The sequence below is a fragment of the Streptomyces sp. NPDC020875 genome (genome assembly GCF_040641415.1).
Lineage (GTDB): Bacteria > Actinomycetota > Actinomycetes > Streptomycetales > Streptomycetaceae > Streptomyces.
On the sequence record NZ_JBFADP010000040.1, the window covers coordinates 38,067 to 56,366 of the forward strand.

Genomic DNA, 18,300 nt, shown 5'->3' on the forward strand with positions numbered 1-18,300 from the left:
AAAAACCCGAGGTACGCGGGCCTCCGGGGCGGGTGATGCAGACTGGGGATCATGCGTATGGAACTCGCCACGTCACCCGGCTCCGCCGAACGGCCCAACGAGGACTGGGCGTCCGTGGCCCTCCCGGCATCGGGCCAGGGGGGATCCCTGGTGGTGCTGGACGGAGTCACCCCACCCGCGGGGGACGACGGCTGCCTGCACGGCGTGCCGTGGTTCACCGCGCGGCTCGGCGGAGCCCTGCTCGAACTCGGGACGTCCCGGCGCGATCTCGCCCTGACCGAAATTCTCTCGGCGGCAATTCGCCGCACCGCCGACGCCCATCGGGGCACCTGTGACCTTTCTCACGTTCGTACGCCACAGGCAACGGTCGTCCTCGCCCGCTGGGGCGGCACCGGTACGGGCGGTGCCGGAGTGGCCGACGGGGCGGACGAGGTGGAGTACCTCGTCCTCTCCGACTCCACCCTGCTGCTGGAATCCCCGGCCGGCGAGGTGACGGCCGTCCTCGACGACCGGCTCGACCGGCTGCCGCGCGAGGCATTGCGCACCCACGCGTCGGCGGACGCGCTGCGCAACGCGGAGGGCGGATTCTTCACGGCGGCGGCCGACCCGGCGGTCGCCGCCCGCGCGGTCACGGGCCGCGTACCGATGGCCGGGGTCCGCTCCCTGACCGCCCTCACCGACGGCGCCTCCCGCTGGACGGACCTCTTCAAGGAGGGCGACTGGACGGAGTGCGTGGCGCTGCTGCGGTCGTCGGGGCCGCAGACGCTGATCGACCGGGTCCGGGCGGTCGAGACGGCGACGGCGGAACGGCCGGAACCGGTCCGCTGGAAGCTCCACGACGACGCGACCGCGGTCTTCGTGGAGCCGTAGGACCCGACGGGTGCGGGGCCGGGCCCGGCCCTTTTTCGATTCGCTCAGTCGGCGGCGCGGTCGTTGAGCTGCCGCAGCAGCCGGCCCAGCTCGGCGACCTCGCCCCGGTCCCAGCCCGCCAGCTTCTTCACATACCGCTCCCGGCGCGCGTCCCTCACTCGGCGGAACCGTTCGAGCCCTTCTCCGGTGAGCCGGACGAGTGACGCCCGGCCGTCCGCCGGATCGGGCTCGCGGACCACCAGACCGACGTCCTCCAGCGCCCTCAGCTGACGGCTCATCGTGGCCTTGCCGACCCCGAAATAGGCGGCGAGATCGGTGGCGCGCTGAGCCCCGGCGTCCTCCAGCCGGACCAGCAATCCGTAGGCGGCGGGTTCGAGTCCGGGGTGGACCTGGCGCGCCATCTCCCCCGACTGGGCCCGCGCACGGCGCAGGAAGACCGCCAACTCCCGCTCCAGGGCGAGGAAAACCTGGTCCACACCACTCGCACCGTTGGGGTCGGCTTCACTCCCCGTACCGCTTCTGTGCACGTCAGCACCCCTCGTACGCTTTCCGAATCGTGAAAGTTTCTGCCAGCGACACCTGTCTCCGCAGTTCGGTCAGTATTTCGCAGGCGTAGACCAACGGCACCACCTTCCGGCCCTTCCGGACCCCGTTCTACGTGCGTAGCGTCATGAGTGGCATGTCCACACCATGTTGCTCCATTGCGGTGCCATGCCGTCAGTTCGGCCAACCACCCCCACGAGGTCAGTCGGAGGCACGCTTATGTCCGTGCAGAGATCCGGAAAGACCGTTCACCGCCCCGAAGCCGGGAGAGCCCGCCGACCGCGCGCCACCGCGGCGGGCATACTCCTCACCGTCCTCCTCCCCCTGCTCCCCGCCACCGCCCTCCCGGCGTCGGCCGCGGGCCCGCCGCCGGACGGCGGCGACCTCCCGCCCCGCGGCTCCGCCCATATGGGCATGGGCGTCGCCGAGCACGACGGCACCGGCGGACTGCCCCTGTCCCTCCGCGCCCCGCAGACCGAGGGCGTCGACGTCTCCAGCCACCAGGGCAACGTCGACTGGCCCGCCCTGTGGAGCAGCGGCGTGCGGTGGGCCTACAACAAAGCCACCGAAGGGACGTACTACAAGAACCCCTACTTCCCACAGCAGTACAACGGCTCCTACAACATCGGCATGGTCCGCGGGGCGTACCACTTCGCCACCCCCGACACCACGTCGGGCACCGCCCAGGCCGACTACTTCGTCGACAACGGCGGCGGCTGGTCCCGCGACGGCAAGACCCTGCCCGGCGCGCTCGACATCGAGTGGAACCCGTACGGCGCCGCCTGCTACGGCAAGACCCAGAGCCAGATGGTCGGCTGGATCCGGGACTTCCTCAACCGCTACCGGGCCCGTACCGGACGGCACGCGGTGATCTACACGGCGACCAGCTGGTGGACCCAGTGCACCGGCAACCACAGCGGCTTCGGCGCCAGCAACCCGCTGTGGATCGCCCGCTACAACACCACACCGGGGACGCTCCCCGCGGGCTGGGACTTCCACACCATGTGGCAGTACACCTCGTCCGGGCCGATCGTCGGCGACCACAACAAGTTCAACGGGGCACTCGACCGGGTCGTCGCACTCGCCAACGGCTGAACCCCGCCGCGTCCGGGCCCGAGAGCCCGACCGCCACCGCCGCGAACGGCGCGCAGAACCGCGTCAGGACCAGTGCGGAGGACGGTCGAGAGCCGGGGGGAGCCCGGTCGCGGTATCGCCCCGCGCCGCGTTCACCTGCATCTGGGTGAGAAAGAGACCGCCGCGCAGATCGGCGCCCGACAGATCGGCGTCCCGCAGATCGGCGCCGATGAGATCGGTCTCCCGCAGATCCGCGCCCGACAGATCCGCGGCGATCAGACAGGCGCCCCGCAGACTCACCCCGCGCAGATCGGCGCCGCGCAGCCGGGCACCCATCAGATCGGCGCCCCTGCGGTCCTTCTTCCGGCCCCGCACCGGCGCCCGGACCAGCTCGCTCGTCCGCAGCAGCAGCGCGTTGGCCGTCTCCCGCCGCTCCCCCACATCCACCAGCGCCAGCTCCGCCGGGCCCAGCCGGGTCAGCTCCGCCGTCTCCGCGTACACCTTCCGCAGCCGCTTGTGCAGCGGGCGGGCGGCCTCCCGCTCCAGGGCGTCCGCCAGATACCAGAGCAGCTCCCGCAGATGCCGTACGACGGGGAAGGCGTCGAACATCTCCCGCGCGGTCTCCGGCGCGGCCCGCCAGTCCCGGCCGCCGAAGGTCTCCCGCGACACCTGCTGCCCGGCGCCGAAGCAGTCGTACACCGTGCATCCCCGGTAACCGCTGTCCCGCAGCCGGGCGTGGATCCCGCACCGGAAGTCCGTGTCGAGATTGCGGCAGGGGTCGCCGGACGCCTTGTCGCGGGCGAAGTCCGCGGAGGCGATGAAGGGGAGGGCGACGCAGCAGAGCCCGAAGCAGCTCCCGCAATCGGCCCGCAGCCCTTCCCTGGAGGTCCTGATGTGCATCCCCCCATTGTGCGGGTCCTGCCCCGGGGCCCCGGGCAACCCCCGTAGCCTCGGCCCTCGGGGGCAGCGCCGCGTGCTGCAGCCTGATGTTGTCGGCGGCCCGCGGCCCGGTGGTGGGCTTGTCTCGCAGTTCCGCCCCCTATGCCTTCGGCGATGGGGGGACCCCCAGAGCCTCAGCTCTCCGGGGCACCGCCCGAACTACCCGGGTCCCGCCCGGCAACCGCGCCTTTTTCGCGGCCTGCGGACCGTGCGTGGCTTGTCGCGCAGTTCCCCGCGCCCCTGGGTTGCCTTCCTGACCGCCCTCGCAGAGAGACGAGCCCTTCCAGGGGCGGGGAGCTGGAGAGCATTTAGGGGCGCGGGGAACTGCGCGACAAGCCACGACGGTGGCGCAGACCGCCGACAACATCAGGGCGCCGGGCGAGACCCGGGGTTCGGGACGGCACCCCGGAGGGCCAAGGCGCTGGGGGTCCCCCCATCGCCGAAGGCGGGGCGGACTGCGCGACCAGCCACCCACCGGGCCGCGGGCGCGAGAGATGCACCGGCCCGGCAGGGCAGACGGCGCCCGGGGTGCGGGGCCTTCGAGAGGACCCGTACCCCGGAGCGGGAGGCGACTACGCCGCGACGGCCACCCTCGCCGGGGCCAGCGCCACCTCCAGGACCTGGCGGACGTCCGTCACCGCGTGGATCTGCAGCGCGTCGAGGATCTCCGCCGGGACGTCGTCCAGGTCGGGTTCGTTCCGCTTGGGGATGACGACCGTCGTGACGCCCGACCGGTGCGCGGCCAGCAGTTTCTGCTTGACGCCGCCGATCGGCAGGACCCGTCCGGTGAGGGAGACCTCGCCCGTCATCGCCACGTCGGTCCTGACCAGCCGCCCGGAGAGCAGCGACGCCAGCGCCGTGATCATGGTGATTCCGGCGCTCGGCCCGTCCTTGGGGACGGCACCCGCGGGGAAGTGGATATGGACCCCGCGGTCCTTGAGGTCGCCCACCGGCAGCTCGGTCTCCGCGCCGTGCGACCGCAGGTAGGAGAGCGCGATCCGGGCGGATTCCTTCATGACGTCGCCGAGCTGTCCGGTGAGGGTGAGCCCGGCGGCCCCGGTCTCGGGGTCGGCGAGGGACGCCTCGACGTAGAGGACGTCTCCGCCCGCCCCGGTGACGGCGAGGCCGGTGGCGACCCCGGGGACGGCGGTCCGCCGCTCGGCGGGGTCCTGGGCGGACTCGGGTACGTGGTGGGGGCGCCCGATGAGCCCGCGCAGCTCGCCCGCGTCGACGGTGTACGGCAGCTTCCGCTCGCCCAGCTCGTGCTGTGCGGCGACCTTCCGCAGCAGCCGGGCGACGGCCCGTTCCAGGTTCCGTACGCCCGCCTCGCGGGTGTACTCACCGGCCAGCTTCCGCAGCGCCGACTCGTCGACCACGACCTCCCCGGCGTCCAGGCCCGCCCGCTCCAGCTGGCGCGGCAGCAGGTGGTCCCGGGCGATGACGACCTTCTCGTCCTCGGTGTAGCCGTCGAGCCGGACGAGTTCCATCCGGTCGAGGAGGGCTTCCGGGATCGCCTCCAGCACATTCGCGGTGGCGAGGAAGACGACGTCGCTGAGGTCCAGCTCGACTTCCAGGTAGTGGTCGCGGAAGGTGTGGTTCTGCGCGGGGTCGAGGACTTCGAGGAGGGCCGCCGCCGGGTCGCCCCGGAAGTCGGAGCCGACCTTGTCGATCTCGTCGAGGAGGACGACGGGGTTCATGGACCCGGCTTCCTTGACGGCCCGGACGATCCGGCCGGGCAGGGCGCCGACGTAGGTCCGGCGGTGGCCGCGGATCTCCGCCTCGTCCCGGACGCCGCCGAGGGCGACCCGGACGAACTTCCGGCCCATGGCGTGGGCGACGGACTCCGCGATGGAGGTCTTGCCGACACCGGGCGGCCCGACGAGGGCGAGCACGGCACCGCCGCGCCGGCCGCCGACGACCCCGAGGCCCCGGTCGCCGCGCCGTTTCCGTACGGCCAGGTATTCGGTGATCCGTTCCTTCACGTCCGCGAGCCCGGCGTGCTCGGCGTCCAGGACGGACCGGGCGCCGGTGATGTCGTAGGCGTCCTCGGTCCGTTCGTTCCACGGCAGTTCGAGGACGGTGTCGAGCCAGGTCCGGATCCAGGAGCCCTCGGGGCTCTGGTCGCTGGCCCGCTCCAGCTTCTCGACCTCCTTGAGGGCGGCTTCGCGCACCTTCTCGGGCAGGTCGGCGGCTTCCACCCGGGCCCGGTAGTCGTCGGACTCCTCGCCTTCCTGGTCGCCGTTGAGTTCGCGCAGCTCCTTGCGGACGGCGTCGAGCTGGCGGCGGAGCAGGAACTCCCGCTGCTGCTTGTCGACGCCTTCCTGCACGTCCTTGGCGATGGACTCGGCGACGTCCTGCTCGGCGAGATGCTCGCGCAGCTGCTCGGCGGCGAGCCTCAGCCGGTCGACGGGGTCGGCGGTGTCGAGGAGTTCGATCTTCTGGGCGACGGTGAGGAAGGGGGAGTATCCGGCGTTGTCGGCGAGCTGCGAGATGTCGTCGATCTGCTGGACCCGGTCCACGACCTGCCAGGCGCCGCGCTTCTTCAGCCAGTCGGTGACCAGGGCCTTGTACTCCTTGGCCAGCTCCAGCACCTGTCCGGGCAGCGGGTCGGGCAGCACCTCCTCGACCTGGACGCCCTCGACCCAGAGCGCCGCGCCCGGACCGGTCGTCCCGGCCCCGATCCGGACCCGGGCCCGTCCCTTGACGAGCGCCCCGGGGTCACCGTCGGAGAGCCTGCCGACCTGCTCGACGGTGCCGAGCACACCGGTCGCCGCGTACGTCCCGTCCACCCGGGGAACAAGCAGCAGCCGCGGCTTGCTGCCTCCCGACGAGCCTCCGGCCCGGGCGGCGGCCTGGGCGGCCTCGACGGCGGCCCGTACCTCGTTGTCGGTCAGATCGAGCGGCACCACCATCCCGGGCAGCACGACCTCGTCGTCGAGCGGCAGCACGGGCAGGGCGAACGGTGTGAACGCGTCGGACTCAGCAGCCATGATCTCCCCTTTGGCAGTGAACTTGAGCTATGTGGACTCAATGCATGTGACTCGCGCATTGTTCCCCGCGCTCTGTTCGCTCTGAGCGATCGCCGGTCCACCAGGGGTGAGCCCGGGGCGGTGCTCCCGGGGCTCAGGGTGCCGTCGACTCCAGGTGATAGGTCGTGTCGACCCGGAAGCCGTCGGTGTTCGCGCCTTTGATCTCCAGGACGTACTGGCCGGGGACCAGCGGCGTGATGCCGCCCCAGATCCCCCAGGCATGGCGGCGGATCAGGCCCGTCCGGAACGGCGCGGCGTACTCCCGCAGGGTCAGCGGGGCGCCGTTGAGCGACGCCGTGGCCGTCGTGACGGTCATGGTCAGGGGCACCTTCGAGTACCCCCTGCTGTGCTGCATGTTGAGTACGGGGAAGAACAGCGGCCGGGTCGAGGGGATCGCGCAGCGCCGGACCACCCGGCCGCCGTAGGTACCGGCGAGGAACCAGAGGTCGTCCGGCTGTCTCCAGGCCGCGTGTTCACCGGTCGTGTCCTGGACCGGGCAGGCGTCGTCCGGGGCCGACAGCGCCCACTTCCACCATCGGCCGGCGAGTATCCCGCCCGTCTCCGCATCCAGTTCCCAGGTGCCGCCGGCCGTTGCCGCGCCGCTCATGACGCCCCTCCATTCATCAAGCCCCGCCCGGGGCATGCCTCGAACAGGCGGACATTACCCCGGGCGCCCCAAGGGGCCGGCGGCCGCCCGTCCGGGGCGCCTATCCGAGGGTCCAGAGGCGCAGCACGCCGTCCTCGGGGGACGCGGTGCACCAGGTGCCGTCGCCGAGGGGTACGGGGTAGTCGGATATCGCGAGGGGGTAGTCCACCGGGCCGGTCAGGGCCGGGGAGTCCGCGGCCACGAGCCAGTGGCGGCCCGGTCCGTGTTCGTCGTCGCTGTCGACCGTGCTCACCAGGGCCGTGTGCTCGTCGACGAAGCCGCCCGCGTAGTCGAAGCAGGGGCCGAAGTCGTCCTCGTCCGCCGGGTCGGCGCCGGGATGCGCGGGGACGGCCTCCGCCGGGACGGCGCCCACCACGGATCCGTCCGCGGCCCGGTGGACCGTGACCGCGTCCTGGTCGTGGCCGACGGTCAGCAGCAGCCCGCCGCCGGGGCTCACCCCCAGCAGGACCAGGTCGTCGGCGCCGTACGAGTCGACCGTGAGGGTCCGGCCGTCCCAGCGGCCCCACCGCAGCGGCGCTCCGTCCTGCCCCTCGCCGACGCTCAGCCCCATCTGCCCGGGGTCCGGATGCGGTACGTGTTCGGAACCGGCGGAGTCCGTCCCCGTCTCCGCGCGGGCCAGGACCGTACCGTCGGCCGGGTCGATCACCAGCCACTCCTCCGCCCGCCCGGCGGCCACCACATGGGCCCACAGGGTCCGCCCGTCGACGGCGAAGCCGACCGAGCCGCCGCCCCGCCACGCGGGCCGGGCCGGATGGCGGATCTCCCACACCACGGCGCCGGTCCGGTCCACGGCCCGTACCGCGTCGGGGCCGGTGAAGACGGCCAGATCGGCGGCGGGCGAGACGGCGTACGAGGCTTCGGCGGACGGCCAGGGCGCGGGGAACCGGACCACGGGCACGGGCGCGGCCCCGTCCGGGGCGATGTCCGCGACCACCACCTCCGCGTCCGCCCGCTGCGTCAGCCGCCACCCCTTGCCCGGTCCCGATCGGCGGGGCACGGGGGCGTCCGCGACGCCCTTGAACGGGAGGGGCGCGGGCACGGTACGGAGGAGGCGGGCGGTCAGGGACACGGGGAACTCCGAGGGGCTTAGGCCGTCTCTTTTGGATCTTGCTGGGGCTCGCGTGCCCTGGCACCGCGCCTCGCCGCGTTGTCGTCAATCACCAATGCTCCGCAGTGGCTCATTCCTCCGCCTTGCGATCCACGGCACCAGACCCCGCTCACTAACCCAGCCTGATCCAAAAGAAACGACCTGGTTCGGATCGGGCCGGTCGTCCACACCGTACGACCCGGCACCGACAGCGCCTCGGGGCATCGGGCACGACTGTCAGTGCCGCGTCCTACTCTCCGGATATGAGCATGCACGGTGTGTACATCCGACTCACCCCCGACGAGTACGCCCGGGCGTCGGGCGACCCCGGCTGGGCCGAGGAGTTCGCCGACGGGCTGCGGGCGGCCGAACCGGATACCGAGCGGCCCCCGCCGACCGCCCGGGTCCATCGCACGGACCAGGCATGGCACGGACTCGACTTCCTGCTCCGCCGCCGGGCCTTCCCCGTGGACGTGATCCACGGGGAGCGGCCGATACCGGGCGCGGGCGACTGGGGATCCGGTCCACCGGGGCCGCTCTCCCCGGAGCGGGTACGGACCGCCGCCGACGCCTTCGCCGCCCTCGGCCCGGCGGAGCTGTCGGCGGGTGTCACACCGGAGGATCTCGCGGCGGCGGAGATCCGTCCGGCCTCGTGGTGGACAGATCCGTACGCGGTCGAACTCGTCACCGGCCACTACGCCCCGCTGGCCGCCTTCTTCCGGGCCACGGCCCTGCGCGGGCACGCCCTGGTCATCTGGATCGACTGACAGTGACCCGGGTGGCCGGGACCGGACGAGAACCGAACCGGGCCCGATCCGCGATAGAGGAGGCGTGAGACCACTTCGCCCCGAGGACACCGAGCGGACGGACACCGGGACCGCCGGGCCGGGCACGCCCGCCGAGCCCGCCGACGCGGCACTGCTGCGCGCGGTCGCGCGCGGCGACGCCGACGCGCTGGCCGTGCTCTACGACCGGCACGCCGGATGGCTGCACGCCCGGCTGTCCCGTCGCTGCCGGGACCCGGAGACCGTACGGGAGGTCCTCCAGGACACCTTTGTCACGGTCTGGCGCTCCGCCGCGTCCCACCGGGGCGGTGAGGCGGGCGGCTGGCTCTGGGTGATCGCCGCCCGGCGCCTGGTGGACGCGTCCCGGGCCCGGGCCCGTACGGAAGCCCCGGCCCCCGCCGCCGTACCACCGCCGACGGCCGCGCCGTCCGCCGAGGAACGGGTGCTCGCCGGTCTGGAGTACGGAGACGTGGGCGCCGCCCTCGACCGCATCTCGCCCGAGCTGCGGGAGGTACTGCGGGTCACGGTCGTCGACGGCCTGACGACCCGCGAGGCGGCCCGCGTCCTCGGCATACCCGAGGGCACCGTCAAGACCCGCGCCCTCCGGGCCCGCCGCGAACTCCGCGCGGCCCTGGCGCTGATCGCCCCCGACGTCCACCCCCTGGGAGGCACCGCATGAGCGACGGAACCCCGTCCGGGCGCCGTCCCGCCGACTGGCACGTCGACCCCGCGACCGCCGCGGCCTACGCCCGCGGTTCGGTCCGCGAACCCGACGCCTGGTCCGTGGAGAAGCACGTCGAGTCCTGCTCCCGCTGCGCCGCGACGGTCTCCGCGGCCGTCCGCGCGGTCCCGGCTGCGGCGACGGCCCTCGCGGAGGTCCGCTCGGCGCTGCTGACCCGGATCACATCAGCCGACGGGTCGGCGGCGGCCCGCCGCCCCGGCCCGAAGGCGGTACCGCACCCCGCCGGGACCAACGGCGGATCGCCGCCCGCCATCCGACGGCCCGGCCCCGGGGTGTCCCCCCCGGCCCCGGCCGCCCGGCCGACGACCGGGCCCGGACCGTCCGGTCCCGGAGCCGGATCACGCCCCGAGGCCCCGGGCGTACCGACGCCCGGGCCCGCCGCGGCTGCCCGGACCACGGCCGCGCCTCCGGCCACCGCCGACCGGCCGCCCGGCACCGGGGCCGGGGCACGTCCCCGGCTCTCCGCCGTCCGGCGACCCGGCGCCGAGACCCGCCGCCCCGATGCCCCCGTACAGGCACCCGGGCCCCGCCCGGATACCCGTACTGCGGCCAGGACCGCGCCTCCGGCCGCCACCGGACCGACCGGCCCCGGAACCGGATCACGCCCCGAGGCCCCGGCCGATCGGCCACCCGCTCTCCGGCCCGCCGACACCACCGGGGTCCGGGGCGTACCGGCCCACAGGCCCGGCGCGGACATCCGTACGGCGGCCATGGCCGACCGCGCGGCAAAAACAGACCCCGCCGGGACCACCGGCCGGTCGGCCGTGGCAGGACCTCCGACCACCGCCGACCGGCGGACCGGGGCACACCCCGGCGCTGCGAGGGCCGGGGCGCTTCCCGGAGTGCCGGGCGTACGGTCCCCCGGAGCGAGCCGGGACCCCGGCGTCACGGCCCACCGGCCGGGCGCCGACGGGGGGCCGACCGTTCGCCGTGCCGTCGGGGGGCGGCGCGGCGGGCAGTGGCGGAGGCTCTCTGCGCGGGGCGTCGGGCCCGCCTTGGGGAAGGGGTGGCTCGGGGCGCTGCTCGCCGTGATCGCGACCGCCTTCACGCTCTCCTACGTGACCGGGTTCGACGCCGCCCGGCCCCTGCTGCTCGTCCTCGCGCCCGTACTGCCGCCCGCCGGGGTCGCCCTGTCGTACGGCCGGTACACCGACCCGCTGCACGAGATCGCCGCCGCGACGCCCTCCGGCGGGCTGCGGCTGCTGCTCACCCGGACCGCTTTCGTCCTCGCGGTGAGCGTGACGCTGCTGACCGCCACGGGCGCCCTGCTGCCCGCCGACGGCGGCGCCCCCGGCGCGGCGGCCTGGCTGCTGCCGGGTCTGGCGCTGACCCTCGGCTCCCTCGTCCTCGGCAGCTGGACAGGGCTGCCAGTCGCCGCCGCCGTGCTGGCGGGCGGCTGGCTTGCCGCCGTCCTGCTGCCCGTCGCGGGTACCGCGGCCCGACCGCTGGACGACCGGCTGGCACCGCTGGTGGGCGCCGCCGCGCAAGGCGGCTGGGCCGCCGCGGCCGTCCTCTGCGCCGGGCTGCTGGTCCTGCGCCGTTCGTCCTTCGACCATCTGGAGAGAGTGTGAGCAACCATCCCGGCGCCGAGGTCACGGCCCTGACCGTGCGCCATCGCCGTACGGTCGCCCTGCGCGCCGTCGACCTGGACTTCGATACCGGTGTGCACGGTCTGCTGGGCCCGAACGGCGCGGGCAAGACGTCCCTGATCCGGGTCCTGGCCACGGTCGCCGCGCCCTCCGACGGCCGGGTGGCGCTGCTGGGCCGGGACATCTCGGTCCGCCGCGACCGTACGGCCGTCCGGCGGCGGCTCGGCTATCTGCCGCAGGAGTTCGGCTACTACCCCGGGTTCACGGTCCGCGAGTTCGTGGCGTACGTGGCGTGGCTGAAGGAGATGCCCGCCGAGCGGGTGCCCGACGCGGTGGAGTACGCGGTGGAACGCGTCGGCCTCGCGGACCGGATCAACTCCCGGCTGAAGACCCTCTCCGGCGGAATGGTGCGCCGGGTGGGCATCGCCCAGGCCGTCGTCAACGAGCCCGAGCTGCTGCTCTTCGACGAGCCGACGGCCGGTCTCGACCCGGAGCAGCGGGTCGAGTTCCGGGCGCTGCTGCGGGAACTGGGCCGAACCTCCACGGTGATCGTCTCCACCCATCTGGTGGAGGACGTGGCCGCCGCCTGCGGCCGGGTCACCGTCGTCGAATCGGGCCGGGTCGCCTACCGGGGCACACCGGACGAACTGACGGCCCTGGGCCGGGACGCCCCCGGCGAGGAGGGCAACGCCATCGAACGCGGCTATACGGCGGCCCTGCGCGCGCATCGCGCGGCACTGAGCGCGCCCCGGTGACAGCCGGCCGTCCGGCCCGCCGGCCGCGCCCCGGCCGACCCACCCGTCCCCTACGCCTCGACCGGCCCGTACGACCCGGCGGTCGGCCCCGGCGCCCGCCACCGGTCCGGAAACACACCCGACCACCGGGCCCCGCCACCCGTACCCCCTTACCCGCGACTCGACCCCGACCTCTCCCGGAGCGGAACCCCATGACGACTGCGGACACCCCGGCGCCGCCGCGCGCCGAACCCCCGGAGGGCACCGGCCGCCCGCCGTCCCGGCCCCGGCGGGTCCATCCCCTCCGCGCCGAACTGCTGCGCGGAATCGGGCCGTGGGCGGGCGCGGCCGTCGCCCTCGTCATCGGGATGGTGCTGTACGAGAAGGCCGACCCGGGTTCCGACTGGCAGAGCCAGTGGTCGGAGGGGGCCGAGCTGTTGCGGTCGGGGTCCGTGCTGTTCGGCGGCTCCCTCACCGCCGCCGCGGGCTGCTGGCAGGGCGGCCGGGAGCGGCGCCGCAAGACGCTCGACCTCCGGGCGTCGGCGGCCCTCGGCCCGGTACGGCAGGCCCTGGTCGCCGTCGCGCCGGTGGTGGTGTGGCCGATCGTGGCCCATCTCGCCGGATTCCTGACGGTGATCCTGGCGACGGCCCCCTACGCGAGCGCCGGTGGCCCGTACGTCTCCGTGGCCGTCGCGGACTCCGTCGCGGTCGCCGCCCTCGGTGTGATCGGTTTCGTCGTCGGCCGCCTCGTGCCGTGGCGGGTGGCCCCGCCGCTGCTGGGCATCGGCTGCTGGCTCTTCCTGGTGTCGTACCAGGGTGACGTCGCCGCGGTGAAGGGCGCGATTTCCCAGCTCAACCCGGCGGACCAGGGCCCGTTCGATGGTCTGGAGCCGGTCTGGTGGTACACCCCCGTATCCGTGCTCTGGACCGGCGGGCTCGCCGCGACCGTACTGCTGCTGTACGCGGCCCGGCACCGGGCGGTCGCGATCGTCCCGCTGACCGCGGCCGTCTTCGGCGCCGCCGTGCTGATCGAGACCGGGGAGGACGTGTGGCGCCCCGATCCGGCCGCGACCCGGCTGGTCTGCGACGACGGCTCGCCGCAGATATGTCTGGAGGCGCGGAACACCGGGCTGCGGAAGCAGATCGCGACCGCCCTGGACGAGGTCCACGACACCCTGCGGGGCGTACCGGGCGCACCGGTCCGCTGGGTCGACACCGCCGACTCGCTGCTGAAGGACGGCGAGGCACAACTCCCCAACCCATCGATGGAGGTGTTGCGGGGGCGGCTGACGCACCCGGAGGCGTACGCCCGGTGGGCCGTCGACAGCATGCTGGGGTACTGCGACACCAGGTACTTCGAAGCCACGGACGCGGAGTGGGCGCACGCGGCCGACATCGACCACGCGGTGGCGCAGTGGCTGGCCCCGGACCCGGAACGGTGGCCCTGGGCGACGCCCGCGGCCCGGGCCCATCTCACCCGGCTGGAGGCCAAGTCCCCCGCCGAAGGCCGCGACTATCTGGCCCGGCGGTTCGCGGTCGACCCGTGCACCGGCCCCGGGAAGGTGCCCGCCCCATGACGCCCCGCCACGCCTGGGAACCCGGGGCCGCACCCGCGCCCGTACGGCGACGGGCGCTCTCACCCCTCGTGCTGTACGGCCGCTCGCGCGGACTGCCCGGTACGTTCGCCCTGGTCACAGCGGTCCTGCTGATCACCGCGTGGACGGCGCCCCGCCTCGTGCGGGAGCACGGGTTCGAAGACCCGGCGAACCGGCTGCCGCTGATCCTGCTGGCGCCGCTGGCCGTCGCCACGATCGTCGCGGCGGGCCTCCACACACACAGCGCCGAACTCGACCGGACGGCGGCCCGGCCCTGGTGGCGGCCCCGGCTGCTGCACATCGCCGGGGTGACCGGGGCCGCCGCCGCGGGCTTCACCATGGCCCTCACCGGCAGCCCCGACGTCTACGGCTCCCCCGCGGCGATCCGGAACCTGCTAGGCGCCGTCGGCCTCACCCTGCTGACGGCGGCCGTCGCGGGCGCCGGGTTGAGCTGGCTGCCGATGGCGCTCTACACGGCCGTCGCGTACTTCGTCCCGATCACGGGCGGGGCGTGGGGCTGGGTGAACGCCCCCGGCTGGGAGCCGGGGGCGTGGACGACGGCGCTGACGCTGTTCGCGACGGGCACCACGACGTGGCTTCTCCGGGGAGCCTCCCCCCGCGGCTAACCCGCCTCCTGGAGCGCTCAGGGGGCTCCCTCACCCCTGAGGACGGTCCGCGCCGGGTGGCCTGCGGCCCGCGGGTGGCTGGTCGCGCCGTTCGCGGCCTGTGCCTTCGGGGCCCCAGCGCCTCGGCACTCCAGGCGGGGCCCGCCACTACCGGGCCGCGCCCGGCAGCCTGGTGTTGTTCGCGGCCTGCGGACCGCCTGTGGCTGTTCGCGCAGTTCCCCGCGCCCCTGGTTGCCCTCCTCATCGCCCTTGCGAAGGGGGGCGCCCTCCGGGCGGGATGGAGAGTGCTTCCTCCGGAGGAGTTTCGGCTGCGGGCCGTCGTGGGCCGTTCGCGCAGTTCCGCCCCCTATGCCTTCGGCAATGGGGGGACCCCCAGCGCCACCTAATGCTCTCCCCCGCACCGGACCTGAAATGGGTCCCGGCCCCGGGATGAGGGGCGGGGCCCTTTCGGAGGGCGGCAACGGGGGCAACCCAGGGGCGCGGGGAACTGCGCGACAAGCCACCCACCCAGGCGCGGGTGGACCGACAACACCAAGCGGCACTCTTCCCCTCCCCCGGGACGGGCTCCAGCCCCAGGGGACAAGACCAGTCGGCGTGGTCGGGGGGTGCAGGGTCGCCCCCTGGGGGTCCCCCCAAAGGCAGCTTTGGGGGAGGACGGCGGAAAAGAAACGGGTCTCCCAGACAAGAGGCTCACTTCCGCCGTCCGTGAGGAGGTGAGCCCGGAGGCCACCGACCCTCCCGACGCCGAACAAGACCGCCCGCATACCGCCGGAGCAACGGTCACAACTTCAACAGCCCCGCCGGCGCCTGAGGCGCGAACACCCCGCCTGGACACAGGCAACCCCGACACCAGGCGCCCGGGGACCAGGAACCCCACAGCGGGAGGGCGCCCCCGCCCCGCCGGCGCCTGAGGCGCGAACACCCCGCCTGGACACAGGCAACCCCGACACCAGGCGCCTGAGGGACCAGGAACCCCACACCAGGCGGCGCCCCCGGCGGGAAAAACCGCCCCGCCCCAACCGCTGGCCGGATTCGTTCGTACAACCCGCGCCCCCGGGCGACCATGGCCCGGTCCGTCAGCCAGATCGCACCGGAGGCCGTATGTCCGCACCCGTCACATTGGATCGCCGCGACGGCCCGTACGGCGAAGTCGTCCTGCGGCGACGGGGGGATCATCACGAGATCATCGCCAACGGCTGTTTCCTGATGGACACCTCGGACGGCCGCTCCGAGCGGCGGCTGATCGACGCGGCGTTCGAAACTCTGGCGGCCGGGTCCGGCGCCGAGCCGGTGAGAATGTCCGAAAAGCGACCCGCCGTGCTGATCGGCGGTCTGGGGGTCGGTTTCTCCCTGGCCCAGGCCGCCGCCGATGTCCGATGGGGCCGGATCGCCGTCGTCGAGCGGGAGCCCGCGATCGTCGACTGGCATCTGGCGGGGCCGCTGAAGGCCGTCTCGGGCGCGGCGCTCGCCGACCCCCGGAGTGTGATCCTCCGCGTGGATCTGCTGGCCCATCTCCGGGATACCGGCGACCGCTATGACGCGTTGTGTCTGGATATCGACAACGGTCCGGACTGGACTGTCACCGAGGACAACTCCAGCCTCTACACCCCCGCCGGACTCGCCCTGTGCCGGGCCCGGTTGGCCCCCGGCGGGGTGCTCGCGGTCTGGTCGGCGCGGCCGTCCGCGGCCTTTGAGACGGCTCTGCGGAATGCCGGGTTCAGCGGGGTAAGAACCGAAGAGATCCGGGTTGCCCGGGGCGTACCGGACGTGGTGCACCTCGCCGTTAGCCCTGCGTAGCCGGGACGCTGAAACAGCCTTTAGTCTGCTGAACCAACAACACCGATCGACAACGAAGCGTGAATCTCCCGAGAGCGCTTACAGGGGCGGGCGATGGAACAGACACAGACCACCACCCAGAACGGCGTCGCGGCCACACCGGGCGCGCAGCGGCGGGTGCTGGTCGTCGAGGACGACTCGACGATCGTGGACGCCATCGCCGCCCGGCTGAGGGCCGAGGGTTTCCTGGTCCAGACGGCCGCGGACGGCCCGGCGGCGGTCGACGCGGCCGATGCCTGGCAGCCGGATCTGATGGTCCTGGACGTGATGCTGCCCGGTTTCGACGGGCTGGAGGTGTGCCGCCGGGTGCAGGCGCAGCGGCCGGTGCCCGTGCTGATGCTCACGGCCCGTGACGACGAGACCGACATGCTGGTCGGGCTGGGGGTCGGCGCGGACGACTACATGACGAAGCCGTTCTCGATGCGCGAGCTGGCGGCCCGGGTGCATGTCCTGCTGCGCCGGGTGGAGCGGGCGGCGCTGGCGGCGGTGACTCCCAGGAGCGGGATCCTGCGCCTGGGCGAGCTGGAGATCGACCACGCGCAGCGGCGGGTCCGGGTCAGGGGCGAGGACGTTCATCTGACGCCGACCGAGTTCGATCTGCTGGTGTGTCTGGCCAACACTCCGCGTGCGGTGCTCTCCCGGGAGCAGTTGCTGGCGGAGGTCTGGGACTGGGCGGACGCGTCGGGGACGCGGACCGTGGACAGTCACATCAAGGCGCTGCGCCGGAAGATCGGCGCGGAGCGGATCCGTACGGTCCACGGTGTCGGCTACGCGCTGGAGACGCCCGCGCCATGAGGCGGGGTACCGGGAGGGGCGCCGGTCCGGGCGCGGGGTCCGGGACCGGCGGCCGGCCGGGTTCCGGCGCGCGTCCGGTGCCGGGCGCCGGTCCGGGAACGGGACCAGGGCCCGGGGCCGGGAACGGGGAGGGGGCCGGGCGGTGCTCGGTCCCGCCGGAGCAGCGCGCGGTCCGCCGCCGTACGGTCCCCATCTCGATCAAGACCAAGCTGGGCTCGCTCGTCGTGGTGTCGGTCTTCATCACGACGGGGCTGCTGGTGGTCGCGCTGAAGACCTCGACCGAGCTGCGGTTCATCACCGTCTTCTCGATCATCGCGACCCTGTTGATCACCCAGTTCTTCGCCCATGGGCTGACCGCGCCGCTGGACGAGATGACCCGGGTGGCGAAGGGGATATCGCACGGCGATTACACCCGCCGGGTGCGGGGCGCGGACCGCCGGGACGAGCTGGGCGATCTGGCCTGCACGATCAACCGGATGGCGGACGATCTGGAGGCGGAGGACCGGCACCGCAAGGAGCTGGTGGCCAATGTGTCGCACGAACTGCGGACTCCGATCGCGGCACTGCGGGCGGTGCTGGAGAACGTGGTGGACGGGGTGTCGGCGGCCGATCCGGAGACGATGCGGACGGCGCTGACGCAGACCGAGCGGCTGGGCCGGCTGGTGGAGACGCTGCTGGATCTGTCCCGGCTCGACAACGGGGTCGTACCGCTGCGGGCGCACCGGTTCGAGGTGTGGCCGTATCTGTCGGGGGTGCTGAAGGAGGCGAGTCTGGCGGGCGGGCCCCGCATGCTGGCCTCCGGGTCGGGGCGGCCGACCAGGACCGATGTCCATCTGCACCTCGATGTCTCGCCGCCGGAGCTGACGGCGTACGCGGATACCGAGCGGCTGCACCAGGTGGTGGCGAACCTGATCGACAACGCGGTCCGGCACTCGCCGCCGCACGGCCGGGTCACGGTGCTGGCCCGGCGGGGGCAGCATCCGGAGTCGCTGGAGCTGGAGGTCGTCGACGAGGGGCCGGGGATTCCGGAGCAGGAGCGGCACCGGGTCTTCGAACGGTTCAACCGGGGTCAGGTGGCGGCGCCGCACGGCAAGGGCAGTGACGGCGGTACGGGGCTGGGGCTGGCCATCGCCCGCTGGGCGGTCGATCTCCACGGCGGGCGGATCGGGGTGGCCGAATCCACCCGGGGCTGCCGCATCCGGGTCACCCTTCCGGGAATTCCGGTCCACCGTCAGTTGACGTAGGGTTCGAATCGCCCGGTACCGGAGTGCGTGTATGAGACAAGGGGCGAGCCATCTACCGGCCGCCGTCACCCGTCCGGACCGGCGCCGGAGGACGTTTCCCGGGATCCCGCGGGATCTCCGGCCGCTCGACCGGCACGCCACCGGC

The 18,300-nt window shown here is 73.7% G+C and carries 16 protein-coding genes; 11 read left to right on the forward strand and 5 right to left on the reverse strand.

Going from position 1 to position 18,300, the window contains the following annotated elements; translation table 11 throughout:
• Positions 1-51 precede the first annotated feature (51 nt).
• The gene (locus tag AB0G74_RS22950) at positions 52-870 is read left to right on the forward strand and encodes a hypothetical protein (protein WP_361149194.1); all 819 of its coding nucleotides are present in this window, start codon (positions 52-54) and stop codon (positions 868-870) included.
• Between the two features lie 44 nt (positions 871-914).
• Here the strand turns inward: AB0G74_RS22950 and AB0G74_RS22955 are convergent, their stop codons facing one another.
• A complete protein-coding gene (locus AB0G74_RS22955) occupies positions 915-1,346 on the reverse strand; it encodes a MarR family transcriptional regulator (protein WP_358828593.1) in 432 nt (143 codons plus the stop codon).
• A 286-nt stretch (positions 1,347-1,632) separates the two neighbouring features.
• On the opposite strand from AB0G74_RS22955, the gene AB0G74_RS22960 reads away from it, so the two are divergent.
• Entirely contained in the window at positions 1,633-2,508 is an 876-nt protein-coding gene (locus tag AB0G74_RS22960; RefSeq protein WP_361149196.1) for a lysozyme, read from the forward strand.
• Between the two features lie 63 nt (positions 2,509-2,571).
• Here the strand turns inward: AB0G74_RS22960 and AB0G74_RS22965 are convergent, their stop codons facing one another.
• The 4 genes from AB0G74_RS22965 to AB0G74_RS22980 form a co-directional block, all read right to left on the reverse strand.
• A complete protein-coding gene (locus tag AB0G74_RS22965; RefSeq protein WP_361149198.1) occupies positions 2,572-3,387 on the reverse strand; it encodes a pentapeptide repeat-containing protein in 816 nt (271 codons plus the stop codon).
• A 611-nt stretch (positions 3,388-3,998) separates the two neighbouring features.
• Positions 3,999-6,416, reverse strand: a complete 2,418-nt coding sequence (gene lon / locus AB0G74_RS22970; protein WP_361149200.1) for an endopeptidase La — start codon at positions 6,414-6,416, stop codon at positions 3,999-4,001.
• A 133-nt stretch (positions 6,417-6,549) separates the two neighbouring features.
• On the reverse strand, positions 6,550-7,062 hold the full coding sequence (locus AB0G74_RS22975; RefSeq protein WP_361149202.1) for a hypothetical protein: 513 nt from the start codon (positions 7,060-7,062) through the stop codon (positions 6,550-6,552).
• A 100-nt stretch (positions 7,063-7,162) separates the two neighbouring features.
• Positions 7,163-8,191 (reverse strand): hypothetical protein, encoded by a 1,029-nt coding sequence (locus AB0G74_RS22980; protein WP_361149204.1) that lies wholly within the window; start codon positions 8,189-8,191, stop codon positions 7,163-7,165.
• A 281-nt stretch (positions 8,192-8,472) separates the two neighbouring features.
• Between AB0G74_RS22980 and AB0G74_RS22985 the strand changes: the two genes are divergently transcribed.
• The 9 genes from AB0G74_RS22985 (at position 8,473) to AB0G74_RS23025 (ending at position 18,155) form a co-directional block, all read left to right on the forward strand.
• Complete coding sequence (locus tag AB0G74_RS22985; RefSeq protein WP_361149206.1) at positions 8,473-8,976, forward strand: YfbM family protein; 504 nt, start codon at positions 8,473-8,475, stop codon at positions 8,974-8,976.
• A 151-nt stretch (positions 8,977-9,127) separates the two neighbouring features.
• On the forward strand, positions 9,128-9,673 hold the full coding sequence (locus tag AB0G74_RS22990; protein ID WP_361149267.1) for an RNA polymerase sigma factor: 546 nt from the start codon (positions 9,128-9,130) through the stop codon (positions 9,671-9,673).
• Positions 9,670-11,307 carry a hypothetical protein gene (locus AB0G74_RS22995; RefSeq protein WP_361149207.1) on the forward strand — a complete coding sequence of 546 codons (1,638 nt, stop codon included), beginning with the start codon at positions 9,670-9,672 and terminating at the stop codon, positions 11,305-11,307. Before AB0G74_RS22990 ends, AB0G74_RS22995 begins: the two co-directional genes overlap by 4 nt.
• Positions 11,304-12,080: an ATP-binding cassette domain-containing protein gene (locus tag AB0G74_RS23000; RefSeq protein WP_361149210.1), complete on the forward strand. Its 777-nt coding sequence runs from the start codon at positions 11,304-11,306 to the stop codon at positions 12,078-12,080. Before AB0G74_RS22995 ends, AB0G74_RS23000 begins: the two co-directional genes overlap by 4 nt.
• Before the next feature lie 191 nt (positions 12,081-12,271).
• Entirely contained in the window at positions 12,272-13,636 is a 1,365-nt protein-coding gene (locus AB0G74_RS23005; RefSeq protein ID WP_361149212.1) for a hypothetical protein, read from the forward strand.
• Positions 13,633-14,280 (forward strand): hypothetical protein, encoded by a 648-nt coding sequence (locus AB0G74_RS23010; protein ID WP_361149214.1) that lies wholly within the window; start codon positions 13,633-13,635, stop codon positions 14,278-14,280. The genes AB0G74_RS23005 and AB0G74_RS23010 overlap by 4 nt, the downstream gene beginning before the upstream one ends.
• 1,101 nt (positions 14,281-15,381) lie before the next feature.
• Positions 15,382-16,077 (forward strand): spermidine synthase, encoded by a 696-nt coding sequence (locus AB0G74_RS23015; RefSeq protein ID WP_361149217.1) that lies wholly within the window; start codon positions 15,382-15,384, stop codon positions 16,075-16,077.
• A gap of 93 nt (positions 16,078-16,170) precedes the next feature.
• Complete coding sequence (locus AB0G74_RS23020) at positions 16,171-16,911, forward strand: response regulator transcription factor (protein WP_358828791.1); 741 nt, start codon at positions 16,171-16,173, stop codon at positions 16,909-16,911.
• Entirely contained in the window at positions 16,908-18,155 is a 1,248-nt protein-coding gene (locus tag AB0G74_RS23025) for an ATP-binding protein (protein WP_361149220.1), read from the forward strand. The genes AB0G74_RS23020 and AB0G74_RS23025 overlap by 4 nt, the downstream gene beginning before the upstream one ends.
• Positions 18,156-18,300: the final 145 nt, after the last annotated feature.

Excerpts from the sequence above, each read along its gene's own strand:
- AB0G74_RS22985 (WP_361149206.1), top strand. The coding sequence starts at position 8,473 with ATGAGCATGCACGGTGTGTACATCCGACTCACCCCCGACGAGTACGCC.
- AB0G74_RS23005 (WP_361149212.1), top strand. The coding sequence starts at position 12,272 with ATGACGACTGCGGACACCCCGGCGCCGCCGCGCGCCGAACCCCCGGAG.
- AB0G74_RS22950 (WP_361149194.1), top strand. The coding sequence starts at position 52 with ATGCGTATGGAACTCGCCACGTCACCCGGCTCCGCCGAACGGCCCAAC.
- AB0G74_RS23015 (WP_361149217.1), top strand. The coding sequence starts at position 15,382 with ATGTCCGCACCCGTCACATTGGATCGCCGCGACGGCCCGTACGGCGAA.
- lon (WP_361149200.1), bottom strand. The coding sequence starts at position 6,416 with ATGGCTGCTGAGTCCGACGCGTTCACACCGTTCGCCCTGCCCGTGCTG.
- AB0G74_RS22975 (WP_361149202.1), bottom strand. The coding sequence starts at position 7,062 with ATGAGCGGCGCGGCAACGGCCGGCGGCACCTGGGAACTGGATGCGGAG.
- AB0G74_RS22960 (WP_361149196.1), top strand. The coding sequence starts at position 1,633 with ATGTCCGTGCAGAGATCCGGAAAGACCGTTCACCGCCCCGAAGCCGGG.
- AB0G74_RS22965 (WP_361149198.1), bottom strand. The coding sequence starts at position 3,387 with ATGCACATCAGGACCTCCAGGGAAGGGCTGCGGGCCGATTGCGGGAGC.
- AB0G74_RS23020 (WP_358828791.1), top strand. The coding sequence starts at position 16,171 with ATGGAACAGACACAGACCACCACCCAGAACGGCGTCGCGGCCACACCG.
- AB0G74_RS23025 (WP_361149220.1), top strand. The coding sequence starts at position 16,908 with ATGAGGCGGGGTACCGGGAGGGGCGCCGGTCCGGGCGCGGGGTCCGGG.
- AB0G74_RS23010 (WP_361149214.1), top strand. The coding sequence starts at position 13,633 with ATGACGCCCCGCCACGCCTGGGAACCCGGGGCCGCACCCGCGCCCGTA.
- AB0G74_RS22995 (WP_361149207.1), top strand. The coding sequence starts at position 9,670 with ATGAGCGACGGAACCCCGTCCGGGCGCCGTCCCGCCGACTGGCACGTC.